General features: G+C 45.2%; 14 protein-coding genes and 1 other annotated feature. Of the genes, 5 read left to right on the top strand and 9 right to left on the bottom strand.

From position 1 onward, the window contains the following. Genes hisH through hisG form a run of 5 tightly spaced genes read right to left on the bottom strand, consistent with a single transcriptional unit; the run spans position 1 to position 5,008 of the window. Positions 1 to 642: an imidazole glycerol phosphate synthase subunit HisH gene (hisH, locus tag JC525_RS06355; RefSeq protein WP_198815066.1), complete on the bottom strand. Its 642-nt coding sequence runs from the start codon at positions 640 to 642 to the stop codon at positions 1 to 3. Beyond that, complete coding sequence (hisB, locus tag JC525_RS06350; RefSeq protein WP_198815065.1) at positions 642 to 1,712, bottom strand: bifunctional histidinol-phosphatase/imidazoleglycerol-phosphate dehydratase HisB; 1,071 nt, start codon at positions 1,710 to 1,712, stop codon at positions 642 to 644. The genes hisH and hisB overlap by 1 nt, the downstream gene beginning before the upstream one ends. Next, positions 1,709 to 2,788 (bottom strand): histidinol-phosphate transaminase, encoded by a 1,080-nt coding sequence (gene hisC / locus JC525_RS06345; protein ID WP_198815064.1) that lies wholly within the window; start codon positions 2,786 to 2,788, stop codon positions 1,709 to 1,711. The genes hisB and hisC overlap by 4 nt, the downstream gene beginning before the upstream one ends. Continuing rightward, the gene (gene hisD / locus JC525_RS06340; protein WP_198815063.1) at positions 2,788 to 4,092 is read right to left on the bottom strand and encodes a histidinol dehydrogenase; all 1,305 of its coding nucleotides are present in this window, start codon (positions 4,090 to 4,092) and stop codon (positions 2,788 to 2,790) included. Before hisD ends, hisC begins: the two co-directional genes overlap by 1 nt. Positions 4,093 to 4,105: 13 nt before the next feature. Then, positions 4,106 to 5,008 (bottom strand): ATP phosphoribosyltransferase, encoded by a 903-nt coding sequence (gene hisG, locus JC525_RS06335; protein ID WP_198815062.1) that lies wholly within the window; start codon positions 5,006 to 5,008, stop codon positions 4,106 to 4,108. Between the two features lie 50 nt (positions 5,009 to 5,058). Further along, positions 5,059 to 5,176: a sequence feature (His leader region), on the bottom strand. 230 nt (positions 5,177 to 5,406) lie between these two features. Between hisG and JC525_RS06330 the strand changes: the two genes are divergently transcribed. Then, entirely contained in the window at positions 5,407 to 5,646 is a 240-nt protein-coding gene (locus JC525_RS06330) for a hypothetical protein (RefSeq protein ID WP_198815061.1), read from the top strand. Here the strand turns inward: JC525_RS06330 and JC525_RS06325 are convergent. Next, the gene (locus tag JC525_RS06325) at positions 5,643 to 5,843 is read right to left on the bottom strand and encodes an AAA family ATPase (protein WP_233095016.1); all 201 of its coding nucleotides are present in this window, start codon (positions 5,841 to 5,843) and stop codon (positions 5,643 to 5,645) included. The two genes, JC525_RS06330 and JC525_RS06325, sit on opposite strands and share 4 nt — an antisense overlap. A 209-nt stretch (positions 5,844 to 6,052) precedes the next feature. Between JC525_RS06325 and JC525_RS06320 the strand changes: the two genes are divergently transcribed. Beyond that, on the top strand, positions 6,053 to 7,963 hold the full coding sequence (locus JC525_RS06320; RefSeq protein ID WP_233095015.1) for a TonB-dependent receptor domain-containing protein: 1,911 nt from the start codon (positions 6,053 to 6,055) through the stop codon (positions 7,961 to 7,963). Continuing rightward, positions 7,936 to 8,976, top strand: a complete 1,041-nt coding sequence (locus JC525_RS06315; protein WP_198815060.1) for an MBL fold metallo-hydrolase — start codon at positions 7,936 to 7,938, stop codon at positions 8,974 to 8,976. The genes JC525_RS06320 and JC525_RS06315 overlap by 28 nt, the downstream gene beginning before the upstream one ends. A gap of 87 nt (positions 8,977 to 9,063) precedes the next feature. Here the strand turns inward: JC525_RS06315 and JC525_RS06310 are convergent, their stop codons facing one another. From JC525_RS06310 to JC525_RS06300, 3 genes are all read right to left on the bottom strand, one after another. Beyond that, complete coding sequence (locus JC525_RS06310; protein WP_198815059.1) at positions 9,064 to 9,636, bottom strand: YSC84-related protein; 573 nt, start codon at positions 9,634 to 9,636, stop codon at positions 9,064 to 9,066. Between the two features lie 162 nt (positions 9,637 to 9,798). Continuing rightward, positions 9,799 to 10,044: a DUF6482 family protein gene (locus JC525_RS06305; RefSeq protein ID WP_198815058.1), complete on the bottom strand. Its 246-nt coding sequence runs from the start codon at positions 10,042 to 10,044 to the stop codon at positions 9,799 to 9,801. Positions 10,045 to 10,189: 145 nt separating this feature from the next. Further along, positions 10,190 to 10,672 carry a DUF2244 domain-containing protein gene (locus JC525_RS06300; RefSeq protein WP_198815057.1) on the bottom strand — a complete coding sequence of 161 codons (483 nt, stop codon included), beginning with the start codon at positions 10,670 to 10,672 and terminating at the stop codon, positions 10,190 to 10,192. 148 nt (positions 10,673 to 10,820) lie between these two features. On the opposite strand from JC525_RS06300, the gene JC525_RS06295 reads away from it, so the two are divergent. Both JC525_RS06295 and JC525_RS06290 read left to right on the top strand, forming a co-directional pair. Further along, the gene (locus tag JC525_RS06295; RefSeq protein ID WP_198815056.1) at positions 10,821 to 11,732 is read left to right on the top strand and encodes a sulfite exporter TauE/SafE family protein; all 912 of its coding nucleotides are present in this window, start codon (positions 10,821 to 10,823) and stop codon (positions 11,730 to 11,732) included. 102 nt (positions 11,733 to 11,834) lie between these two features. Further along, positions 11,835 to 13,139 carry an alpha-amylase family glycosyl hydrolase gene (locus tag JC525_RS06290; protein WP_198815055.1) on the top strand — a complete coding sequence of 435 codons (1,305 nt, stop codon included), beginning with the start codon at positions 11,835 to 11,837 and terminating at the stop codon, positions 13,137 to 13,139. The last annotated feature ends 26 nt before the right edge of the window (positions 13,140 to 13,165 follow it).

Genomic DNA, 13,165 nt, shown 5'->3' with positions numbered 1-13,165 from the left:
TTATAGGTTCACAAAGTTAGTCAGTAGTTGTGCTCCGGCTTCACCGGAACGCTCTGGGTGAAATTGCACCCCATAAAAGTTGTCTTTGTTAATGGCTGCTGAAAACGTATTGCCATACGTACAGCTGGCAAGCGTGTGCTCGTACTCTGGTACCGCAAAGCTGTGCACAAAGTAAAAGTAGGTATCTTGTGGAATGCCTTTGAACAAACTTTCGTTGTTGTGACTGCTGTTATGAGAGACAGTGTTCCAACCCATGTGAGGTAAGCGCACGCCTTTAGCTTCCATACGCGCTACATGCCCTGGCATCAGGTTTAAACAGTCGATGTTGCCTGTGCCTTGAAAACCGCCCTCGGCGCTGGTTTCCACCATAAGCTGCATGCCTAAACATACGCCTAATACCGGCTGTGTAAGCGATTGAAGCGTTTCCACAAGGGCTTTTTGCTTAATGCTCGCCATGGCAGCAACTGCGGTGCCTACGCCGGGTAAAAATACTTTGTCAGCGCTTTTAATTACGTCTACATCGTCAGATACGTCTACCTCAACGCCCAAGCGTTCAAGGGCAAAGCGCACCGATGAAATATTGGCGCAGCCTGTGTTCACTATTACTATTTTTTGTCGCTGGCTGGGATTTACCACTGACATTACAGTGCTCCTTTACTGCTTGGTAATGCATCGCCTTGACGGGTAATGGCTTGACGTAGCGCACGTCCAAATACTTTAAACAAGCTTTCTACCTGGTGGTGAGCATTACCTTCGCTGGTGGAAAGATGCAGCGATAGCCCCATGCTTTGCGCAAGCGAGTAGAAGAAGTGCGGTACCATTTCTGTGGCCATTTCGCCCACTTGGTCGCGGCTAAACTCAGCATCAAACTTAAGGTGAGGGCGGTTGGAAATATCCATGATACATTCCGCACGACACTCATCCATTGGTAAAGCAAAGCCAAAACGACCAATGCCACGTTTGTCCCCCAGCGCCTTTTTAAGCGCTTCACCTAATGCAAGGGCGGTATCTTCTACACTGTGGTGATCGTCAATGTGTAAATCGCCATTAGTAGTCAGGGTTAGCTCAAACCCACCATGCGTAGCAATTTGGTCAAGCATGTGGTCAAAAAAGCCCATGCCAGTTTGAATTGTCGACTTGGCTTGCGAGTCTAAATCCACGCGAACGCGAATATCAGTTTCAGAGGTGGTGCGTACCACTTCGGCAATACGTGAAGACGCTAACAAGCTTTTCTGAATATCGTTCCAATTTAAACTTTCGCGGTTGTACTGGAAGCTGCGAATACCCATGTTTTCAGCAAGCTGAACATCGGTAATACGGTCACCAATTACATATGAACGGGTAAAATCGACTTTGCCTTGCTGCAAGTATTCTTGTACTAAGCCAAGCTTTGGCTTGCGGCATGTGCAGTTATCAGCATCGAAGTGCGGGCAAATAAGCACGTCGTCAAATACCACGCCTTGGCTCTCAAAAATGGCCATCATGGCATTGTGTGGCTTGTCGAAGTCTTCTTGAGGGAAGCTGTCTGTACCCAGACCGTCTTGGTTACTTACCATCACCAACTTAAAACCAGCCGCTTTAAGCTTAAGCAACACGGGAATAACGTTTGGTTCGAAAACAAGCTTCTCTAGACTGTCTAATTGCTTATCTACTGGCGGCTCTTCTACGAGTGTACCGTCGCGGTCAATAAATAAAATGGCTTGCTGACTCATGCCGCGTCCTCATTAGTTTTAAAATCGTTAATTAGCTGCATTAAACGCTGGTTTTGCTCTTCATTACCGATGCTCACGCGCAAACAGTTTTGTAAGTTGAGCTGTTTTGATTGGTCGCGAATAAGCATGCCTTGGCTTACCAAATATTGCATTAGGGCTTGCGCCTTTTCATAGCGGAACAAAATAAAATTCGCTCTTCTATCACCCACTAACTCAAAACCATCAATAGATTCTAGCGCTTCGGCTAAGGTCTCTTTTTCACGATTAATAGTGGCAACTTGAAGCTCAAGTAAGGCAAGCGATTCCTTTGACAAAGCTTGAGCTGCAATTTGTGCGACTGGCTCTGGAATAGGATAAGGCGCTATCACTTTCATTAACGCTTGAATAACCGGTGTTTGCGCAAGGGTAAAACCACAGCGAAGGCCGGCAAGCGCAAACGCTTTAGATAGGGTACGAAGAACCACTAAGTTTGGGTAATTGTTAATTTCATTTGCCCACGTATTTTCTGCATCAAACTCGATGTACGCTTCATCTACCACAACCAGTGCTTTGTCGGCAAAGTGGTTAAGCACGGTCTTGATGTCTTCTCGGGCAACAGGTGTACCGGTAGGATTATTGGGCGCGCAGATGAAAATCACGTTAACGTCTTCTTCAGCGCATATGGCATCCACGTTAAGGCTAAAGTCGTCGTTAAGCGGCACTTTCTTAATGCCCACATCACAGGTTTCTGCACTAATTGCATACATACCGTAGGTAGGCGGGCAAATCAAAATGCTGTCTTGACCCGGCGTGCAGAAGGTACGGATAAGCAGTTCAATGCCTTCATCTGCCCCGCGGGTAACGATAAGCTGTGATTTATCTAGCCCTGCATAGCTTGCGTAACCACTGACTACTGCTTCAGGCTGACACGATGGGTAGCGGTTAAAGTTACTGCTATCTACGCTATATTCGTTTGCGTAAGGTGACTCGTTAGCATTAAGCCAGTCTTGGCCGCCCGAAAACAAGCGACGTGCGGACTCATAAGGCTTTAGCGGCACCAAGTTGTCATTAATTAGGTTATCGATAAGTGCCGACATTAGGCGTCTCCTTGCTTAAGTGCCTGCATACGAAGTGCAACGGCCTGTTCGTGTGCGTCTAACCCTTCTGCTGCGGCCAGTGCCATAATCGCAGGGCCCAAGTTACGCATGCCGTCTGCACTTAGTTCTTGAATTGTGTAGCGACGCATAAAGTCTAAAAGACCAAGACTAGAGTAGTTCTTTGCATAGCCGTATGTGGGAAGCACGTGGTTCGTACCTGATGCATAATCGCCGGCAGACTCAGGTGACCATGGGCCTAAGAATATAGAACCTGCGTATTTGATTTTTGGCAAATAATCGCGGGCATTCTCGATTTGCACTATCAAGTGCTCCGCCGCATAGGCGTTGCTTGCTTCAATGGCTTGTTCAATTGAATCGGCCAAAATATAGCGGGCATTTTCCATCGCAGGGCGAGCAATTTCAGCACGAGATAGCGTGGCTAATTGACGCTCAACCGCTGCTTTTGTTTCTTCAATAAGCGTAGCGCTGTCAGACACTAAAATAGCCTGGGAATCTGGGCCGTGTTCGGCTTGAGAAAGCAGGTCTGCTGCCACAAATTCAGGGTTTGCGAATTCGTCTGCAAGTACCAGCACCTCTGACGGGCCTGCCGGCATATCAATAGCGGCACCATCAGCGCGCTGGCTAACCTGCTGCTTCGCTTCAGTAACAAAGCTATTACCCGGGCCAAAAATCTTATCGACTTGCGGTATAGTTTCAGTACCCAACGCCATGGCTGCAACCGCTTGCGCGCCACCACATAAGAATATCTTGTCAATGCCGCACTTACGCGCTGCGTAGGCAATTTCAGGCGCAATAAGTTGCGCTTTGTTTGGTGGTGTGCATAGTAGCTTATTTTCGCAACCTGCTACCAGTGCTGGCACGCCAAGCATCAATACTGTTGATGGTAGCGGAGCACTGCCGCCCGGAATATAAAGGCCCACTGCATCAAGGGCGGTAAAGCGCAACTCGCATTTAACACCTGGCGTAGTGGTTAATGCGATGTCACTTGGCGTTTGCGCCTCGTGAAACCTTTTTATGTTGTTAAACGCTGTGTCGATAGCACTTGCAACCTCAGGTGTTACCTTGGCGGCAAGCGCATCGATATTCTCTTGCGAAAGCACAAGGCTTTTTAGATCTGGGCAGTCGAATTGACGCGTGTAGTCGAGAACGGCCGCATCACCTTCTGCTTCAACGCGGGCGATAATGTCGCCCACGGTTTTCTTTAACTGTTGGCTATTGGCCATAGCCGGACGGGCTAGCGCCTGTTTTTTCTCGTTTGCTGAAAGAGATGACCAAGTAATCATAATTGCCTGCCTTTTAGCCCATCATTTTTTCGATTGGCATTACAAGAATAGAGCTACAACCAAGGGCTTTAAGCTTTTCCATGGTTTCCCAGAATAAAGTTTCTGTAGAAACAACGTGAATAGCCACTTGCTCGTCGTTTCCAGCAAGGGGAAGAACCGTTGGGTTTTCAGCACCTGGTAGTAGGCTTTTCACCTGCTCTAAATACGCCTTTGGTGCATGTAGCATGATGTACTTGCTTTCTTTTGCTAGTAACACGCCATCAACACGCGGCATGAGGCGGTTAACCAGTGTTTCTTTCTCGTCGCTAAGTTCGCCGTCAGCGCGCTTAATAAGAACGGCTTTACTGCGGAAGATGACATCTTTTTCTACAAGACCATTTGCTTCAAGCGTTGCGCCTGTAGATACCAAGTCGCAAATCGCGTCAGCCACACCGGCACGAGGAGCAACCTCCACTGAACCTTGTAACATGACGGCTTTAGCATTAATGCCTTGGTCTTTGAAATAACGCTCAAGCAGGTAAGGGTAGGTGGTCGCTACTTTTTTGCCTTCTAGAGACTGAATGCCGTCATATTTCATTTCGTTAGGTACCGCAATGGACAAGCGGCAGCCGCCGTAGTCTAGACGACGTAAAACTTCATATTCAAACGGCTTGCCTGCCGCTTTGCGCTCAAGCATTTTTTCTTCAAGCTCGTTTTCGCCGATAAAGCCAAGGTCACAAACACCATCCATAACAAGGCCTGGAATATCGTCGTCACGTACGCGAAGCAAATCAATAGGCTGGTTCGTTGAATGCGCAATCAGCAGGCGATCACGAATGTTCAGTTTTATGCCGATTGCTTTTAGAAGTGCGATGCTGTCATCACTTAAGCGACCTGATTTCTGTACGGCAATTCGAAGTCTGTTGCTGTTACTCATTGAAACGTTCCTTACACGTTGTGTTTTAACTTTTGATTGCGCCTAAAACGAAAAACCCCCGGAAGTTTCCTTCCGAGGGTCGAGAATTTTTCTATCTGCGCCGTTGGAAGGAAATATAGACCTTCCAGCACGAACCTGAAAGGTTATGCTTTGTGGTGATGGTGATGTTTCGCCGCGCAATTAATCATTTTGGTGAATCTAATTCCTAATTTCGAACGGCTGAAACATTAGCGGTTTGAGCATCGATTTGCAAGGCAAAAGTGAACTCTTTTCCTACATTAACTCTAAATTAATATACATATAATAAAACTATTCGTTATGAATGAGTTGTGAACCATAATTTTGAGCACCACTCGGCCGATAAACTCTATAAACCCATACACATTTTAGGAGGGCGCATGAGCAACGATCTACTGTTTCCCATTTTGCCTCGCAATACCAAAGTGCCGATTGAACCCGATGAGCGGGTGAAAAAAGTGCAGAAAACGAAGAAGTCTGAGCACATTAGTGAAGAAGACCGCGACAATTTCCAAGACATAAAGCGTACCGAGGTAATTGATGCATCAGCTGAGAACTCGAAAGACAAAGAACGAGACAACAAGCGCGGTGGGCTCAAGCACATTGATATTGACGTTTAGCACGTCTGTTTGAACATATCGGCTACGGTAAGGCATTTTTCGTTGGCGTCAAATCCCACGTAATGCGTGCTGTTTCCTTGGGCATCCAGGTCTACCAATAATGTTTTGTGACCCACCTTCGCGCTTTGTGCGGCTAAATTGGTACTAATCGTTGATTTACCCACCCCACCTTTTTGATTAAACACCACGACAATCATACGCAACCCCTATGTTGAAACGGTTACTGAACACATTAATTGACTAAAATATGCCCAAATAAGGTTGTTGATGTAAAGTATTGTTTTCATTTTGAATGTTAGCTTTCTGCAAAAATAACTAAACGGAACGATAAAAACGAATTTCAACTTTACATCTTAATGATAATAATTATCATTAGCTAATTCCTTTTTATGTTAATCGATTAAGTATGCGTTTTACTCCCACTTTACTGGCAATTACACTGTATTCATTGTTCTCACAGAGTGTGTTTGCTCAATCAAACGAGCAGGATAATGTAGAGAGCATCACTGTTACTGCTTCTGGCTTCGAACAGTTATTGTCTCAAGCACCTGCGTCAGTAAGCGTTATCGATAGAAAGCAACTCGTACAGCGCGCATATAAAGATATTACCGATGCGCTTCGCGATGTACCCGGTGTCACAGTTACGGGTGGCGGATACCGCCAAGACATAAGCGTTCGGGGACTTCCTGCACAATACACTTCAATCCTTGTTGATGGAAAAAAGCAGACGGGCAGGGAGTCACAGCCAAATGGCAGCGGCGGGTATGAACAAGATTGGTTACCCCCATTAGACAGTATAGAACGAATTGAAATTGTGCGTGGGCCCATGTCTACCTTGTATGGTTCCGATGCAATGGGTGGCGTGATCAATATCATAACGCGAAAGAACTTTAGAAAGTGGAGCGGCAACCTTCGCGCAGAAACTAAAATTCAAGAAAACTCAGACAGTGGATCAGATAGTCAAGTCCAGCTCGCGTTTTCAGGGCCGTTAATTGAAAATTTGTTGAGCATTACAGCCAGCGGCCTTTATCAAAAGCGAGAAGAAGACAATATTGAGCGTGGTTACGCACAAAAAGACCTCAGTAATATTCGTACAGCGTTTCACTTAACACCCAACACGACAGATGTACTAACGTTTGAATTCATTTCTCAAGATCAGACTCGCACCGCTACACCCGGTAAGTCGTTGCCAGAAAGAAACGCTTTATCAGAATTAGAGAGTGATAGGCAATCATATGCGCTGACTCACGAGGGGAAATATGGCGATGTAAATGCTCGCAGTTATATTCAGCAAGAGTCGGTAGAGAACGTGGGGCGAGACATTACCATTGATAATTTAGTGATAAATTCTCAATGGTCTTGGGTCGTTAGCGACAGTCATATGCTGACGTTAGGTGCAGAATTCCTTGAAGAGTCACTTGACGATTTCGATACAAATGGCGGTGATGCGACCAATATTGAAAATAGCCAGTGGTCTTTTTATGGCGAAGATGAATGGCGCATAAGTGATAATTTAGCTTTTACGCTAGGTATTCGCCTTGATGACAACGAGCAGTTTAGTTCTCAAGTTAGTCCTCGCGCCTACGCGGTATACAATATCAACGACAATTGGGTGGTCAAAGGTGGTGTATCTACTGGCTATCGCACACCAGAGCTCCGTGAGATGACTGATGGTTGGATTCAAGAAAGCCGTGGGGGAAATGTTTACGGCAATCCAGATTTGTCACCAGAAACAACGTTGAACAGAGAGCTTGCTTTGTACTATTCCGGTGATGCTGGCCTAGAGTACAGTATTACTGTCTTTCACAATGACTTCGATGACAAAATTGCCATTGCCTCTTGCGAGTTATCTGTTTGCCTAGATGAAACGGATCGCTACAACATCAACGTAGATGAAGCAGAGTCTTACGGCGCTGAATTTGCAGCAAAATATAATGTCGGGAATTGGTCATTTAACGGGGCCTACAGCTTTACTCGCTCAGAGCAAAAGACCGGTGAAAATCAAGGTTTGCCTTTAGTTCAGCAGCCTAAACATTTGTTCACATTGAACACCACCTATCGTATTTCTCGAGACAGCGAAATTTGGTCAAGATGGACAGTGAGGGGAGAAGAAACGGCGTTAACGTCAGTATCGTCGCGCTCAATTTTGTCTCCTGGGGTTGGCTTGTTTGATATAGGTTACAACACTAAACTAACGCGCAATGTTAAGTTGCAAACTGGGCTCTACAATGCATTTGATAAAACTATGCGCTACGAAGAGTTTGGGTACGTTGAAGATGGAAGAAGATTGTGGCTGGGGGTAAATTGGACGTTTTAAAAATAGCAGCTATTGCATGGGCTGTTGGCTTTTGCGCCAATTGCATTGCTAGCTCAACGCTAACTGCTGATGATTATGCTCATAAGGGGCTAGAGAGCGCTACGCATTTTCCTGGCTTAGCAAGCTTATGCGATATCAGTGCTCCGCCCAGAGATATGTTTAAACTCGGTGAAAAGCGACAGGAAAGACCCAAGCGTGCCGAGAGTGGAAGCAAGCCCGACCGCAAAGGCAAGGGGCGGCGCCAAATACCACCCCAGAAGGTCTTTGATAACCTCTATTACGTGGGGGCAGGCAACGTTGCAAGTTGGGCAATCGACACAGGCAAGAGCATTGTTCTGGTGGATGCATTAAATAATAACGAGCAAGCGCAACAGTACATAATTGATGGTCTTTCTGCACTCGGATTAGGCACAAAGCCCATATCTCACCTTATTATTTCTCACGGTCACGGCGATCACTATGGTGGGTTTGAGCTTATCAAATCAACGTATAACCCTCGCATCGTCATGAGTGATATAGAGTGGGATTTCCTTGAAAACGATAAATTTGCTAGTTATCGGTGGGGTAAAAAGCCAAGCCGAGACGTGGGCGTAACCGATGGTGAAACGCTGAAAGTTAACGATACTGAACTAACGCTTTATGTTACGCCGGGTCATACGCCAGGTACGTTAACCGTCGTCTTCCCCGTCATCGATGAGGATGAAAAGTATCGCGCTGTGTTATGGGGCGGTACTGGGCTTAACTATGGCCCAGATGTAGCGAGGATCAAGGCATATACAGATTCTGCAATAGTAATGAAAACGCTCGTGAAAGAACAAAATATTGATGTTTTTTTGTCAAATCATCCTGGCAGGGCGGGGACAAAAGAAAAGTTAGACGCCTTAAAAAGACGAAAGCCTGATGAAGAACACGCCTTTGTGCAAGGTCAAGAGGTGGTGTTTGAAGCTTTTGACTTGCTAGAAAATTGCACGCGAGCCCAGTGGATGCGTATTGAGGAAAATCAAAAACATTAATATAAAAAAGCGCCTCTTGTATTCAGGAGGCGCTCATTGTCTGGATTTGCTGTAAATCAGCAAGATAAAGGCGAAAAACTCGAAAGATTAGTTTAATTCTTTATCTACCCAGAATTTGGTGCCTTTTACCGTAGCTTGTAATGTAAGACCGCTTTCCGTCATGGTGTAAACGGTTACGTTACCAAGGTAACCTTCACCTTCTGCAGATGCGCCCTTGTTACCCGCTTTTGCAGCTACGTCTGCATTTCCGCCTACTGTCCATCCGTTATCAATGAAGTAGTTCATTGCTTTTTGCGTGTGGAATACCATTACAATTCGATAATCTTTTGCGCCTAATCCTAGTCCAACGCCACCTTCTGCCATATTCATGTAGGTTTTAGTGCCAGTGACGTTATTGTTCACAACACCATAGCCTGTGCCTGCGGCAACAAAGAAAACATTGATATTGGCGTTGGTAAACACGGCGTAACCCGCAGCATCTCTGATCTGAGAGCGTGTATCCGGTTTCTCGGTGTATAAGCGAGTAAGCGCGTTTTCCTGCATGTCTAGGATGGCCTGTTGTTTTTCGGCGACAGTGCCGCTACCCATTGAAGCGCACGCGGTTAGCGTCATGATGGCGGAAAATAGTAGTGATTTGACAGTTAACTTACTAATATTCATGCAGTTCTCCTTAGCATGTAGGTACTTCACAGCGATTAGAAAATAACGGTTTCCATCGAGTCAAACCCAATAACAAACACGCTTCTTCTACGTTAGTTATGCAGTACGCAAAAAACGTGCTAATCAGTACAAAGTGCTGTCAAATTGTTCGCTATTTGCACTTTACCACTCAATTTCAAGTTCCAATGGCCCTGGATGATCGGTTTGTCCCACCATCTCTTCATAAGGCGTGCTCTGTCTAAGCCATACTTTATCGAAAGTTTTCGAGTGGAAGTGTTCTCTTATTTCATTCAGACAATGAAACGTCTTTGGTTCAGACTTATTGTTACGAACTAGAGTACGAGCACTTCCCATGCCTGTTGAAGCTAAATAGTTACCGCCTTCCAATGACTCTATATATAAATTCATAAAAGTATCCTTGTGATGTCGCCGTTAATAATTTCGGCTGCCTTATACTAATTAGTTGAAACCCCGTACTATGATCATTAATTTTGTGTCATAGTCACGCCGCGAGAGACGTCAAGCATTTTAGTTCCTGTAGTGTTAGAACTAATTACCACCACTTGTTCGTACATATCATTATCCCCGTTGTCTTTAAGCTATCGTGTACGCGCTGCTTATCATCCGCGTTTAAAAACGCACCAAGCTCAAACTGTTGAAGGTGGGTTTGCAGGACCAATCGGGGAAGGCGCTTTTTTTCGGTATCTTCAAAAAAATAAAGAGACGTGTCGTGGCGAGGAAAACGCAAATGGGCGCCATTTGAACATTGTACAAAAATAGTTTGAGGGGAAATCAGCACCGTTTGCCATTGGTAGGTGGCTTTTGAAACCAAATACATAATGAGTGTGAGTAGTCCTACTTCTATTCCAGCAAATGGTAAAATAACCCATGCGCCCGCAAATGCCCACGCGATCGCAATTGAGCTGATAAACAGCCCAAAGCTAGCCATAAGAAATTTCGTTTGTTGCCATGTTGCTGAGCGATTTGGCGAAAGGTGCAGTTGCACCTGCTGCTCAAATGTAGATACTTCAACCATGTTTTTACAAAATGCTGTATACGATAATTGTGTAAGTAAAAGCTTATACGCGATGTGACAACAATAGTTTGAAATTTGTACAAATGCGATTTGCTATGTAGTGCATTTAGCTTGTAACCAAATATTGTCGTATTTTTTAAGGACCATTGTGACTTCTTTTATCAAGCGAAACCCCGGCAAGAAATTACTGCTTGGCACGTTGTTGTGTGCTTGGATAATCTTATTGCTCGCCCAGCCTTCTACTCTAGAACTCATTAAAAACTATGGCCTGTTCAGTGGGCTTGGAGTAGTTGGCGCTATTTTTGCGAATGCTACTGGCGCTGGTGGTGGCGTTGTCTTTGTGCCTTTTTTTAATTACTTAATGTTTTCGCCACAAAGCGTGGTGGCGACGAGTTTTGCCATTCAGTGCTGCGGTATGACGGCAGGAGCGCTGACCTGGGCCACCTATTTTAGACGGCAACACCGCCATGACGATTATTGGAAAGCGCTACCAAGCGCATTAATGCTGTCGGTTCCTGCGTCGATTTGTGGAATAGGGTTCGCTCAATATTCTTCACAAAGTACGCGATTACTTGAGCAGTTTTGGGGAGGGGCTAACAACCTGCATATCGCTTTTGGAAGCTTTTCCATCTTATTAGCAATAGCGATTTTCGCTTCTATTCCACTGATGAAACGTACACATTTCGAAAAAGATCTCTCCACAAAAGACTTAGTATTGCTGCCATTTATCGGCTTTGTTGGTGGGATTATTACCGCATGGTTGTCGGTAGGAGTGGGGGAGCTTGTTGCCGTATACCTGATTATTCGCGGCTTTAACGTAACTATGTCAATTGCTATCGCCGTTATTTTATCCGCCTTTACGGTATGGTCATCCTTGCCTTATCACGTGTTTGCTAGCGACGCTGTCGTGTGGCAGGTGGTCTTGTTTGCCGGTGCGGGGGCCATCGTGGGTGGAATGATAGCCAAATACGTGGTTTTGGCATTCTCTGTACAGCGATTAAAACTTTTTTTCGGGATGTGGGTACTAATTTTAGGTATGACGAGTTTACCTATTTTTTAAGCCGTTCAATCAATTGTATTTAAATGACCGACAGGTTAAAAACTAACAATTGTTCCAGGCGCACACTCAGTCATTCATTTAGTATGAATAAGGAAAGATAATATGGATATCAATCCTGAACCTCAGCAACGCTACAACGTTTTGCAGCCACAATGGTCTTCTCATGCTGTCATCTATCAAGTGAATACGCGGCAGTTTTCGAAAAAAGGAAATTTCGAAGGGGTAAAAGAAGGGCTAGCTCACATAAAGTCTCTTGGTGCAGATATTGTCTGGTTAATGCCTATACATCCTATTGGTGAAAAAAATCGCAAAGGAGAGCTGGGAAGCCCCTATGCGGTCAAAGACTATTTAGCAGTAAATCCAGAATTCGGAACCCAAGAGGATTTTAAAGCACTGGTAGATGAAGCACATCGATTGTCGTTAAAGATAATTATCGACTGGGTGCCAAATCACAGCGCGTGGGATAATTCGTTGGTTGAAAAGTACCCACAATGGTACGCCAGAGATTATAAAGGAGACTTCCGTCCTTCTCCCTGGTGGGATTGGAGTGACATTATTGAGTTTGATTATGAGCAAGTCGGTTTACGAAAATACATGATTGAGGCCCTATGCTACTGGGTCGAGACCTTTGATATTGACGGCTTTCGTTGTGACGTCGCGGGCTATGTGCCCAATGATTTTTGGCAGCAAGCGGTAAGGGAATTAAAAGCCATTAAACCTTTATTTATGTTGGCTGAATGGGAAAATCGCGATTTACATGAAAATGCCTTCAATATGACGTATGCGTGGAGTTGGAACGAAACGCTTCATGAACTGGCGCATGGTCGATGCTCACTTGATAGGCTGCGTAAGTACTATTCGTGGAACGAGAGAAGCTGGCCGCATTCCGCTTATAGAATGACGTTTGTTAGCAATCACGATAAAAACGCGTGGGATGGCACACACCGTGAGCAGTTCGGTGATGCGCTCGAGGCATGTATTGCCCTGTCTGTAGTAGGCGAGGGCATGCCTTTGATACACAACGGGCAGGAAGCGGGTGAAACGAAGCGGCTAGCCTTTTTTGAGCGAGACCCAATCGATTGGCAAGAGCATGAGATCGGAGCGTTGTACCGCAAACTGATAGCGCTTAAAAAATCTAAAGCGGTATTAGGGAACGGAGAGTTTGGAAAAAGAATGATTCAAGTTCCAAACTCCAATATGGGTAAAGTGTTTAGCTTTGTACGCCATAACGAAGACGAAAAAGTGTTTGTAATCATCAATTTTTCTCGCGAGCAAGTAGACGTTATGTTCGCAGAACCTTTGTTTGAAGGTGAGTATGCACATTGGGAATCTGGTGAACGTATCATTTTTAATGTTGACTCATCTACCAAGCTTGGGCCATGGGAATTTCAAATTTGGGTGGCCTAATAGGGCTGGCTATCTATCGGCTACGG

It is taken from the genome of Alteromonas sp. IB21, from assembly GCF_016405965.1.
GTDB lineage: Bacteria > Pseudomonadota > Gammaproteobacteria > Enterobacterales > Alteromonadaceae > Alteromonas.
Note: the sequence above shows the minus strand (reverse complement) of the source record. Positions and strands in the feature narration are given on the sequence as shown.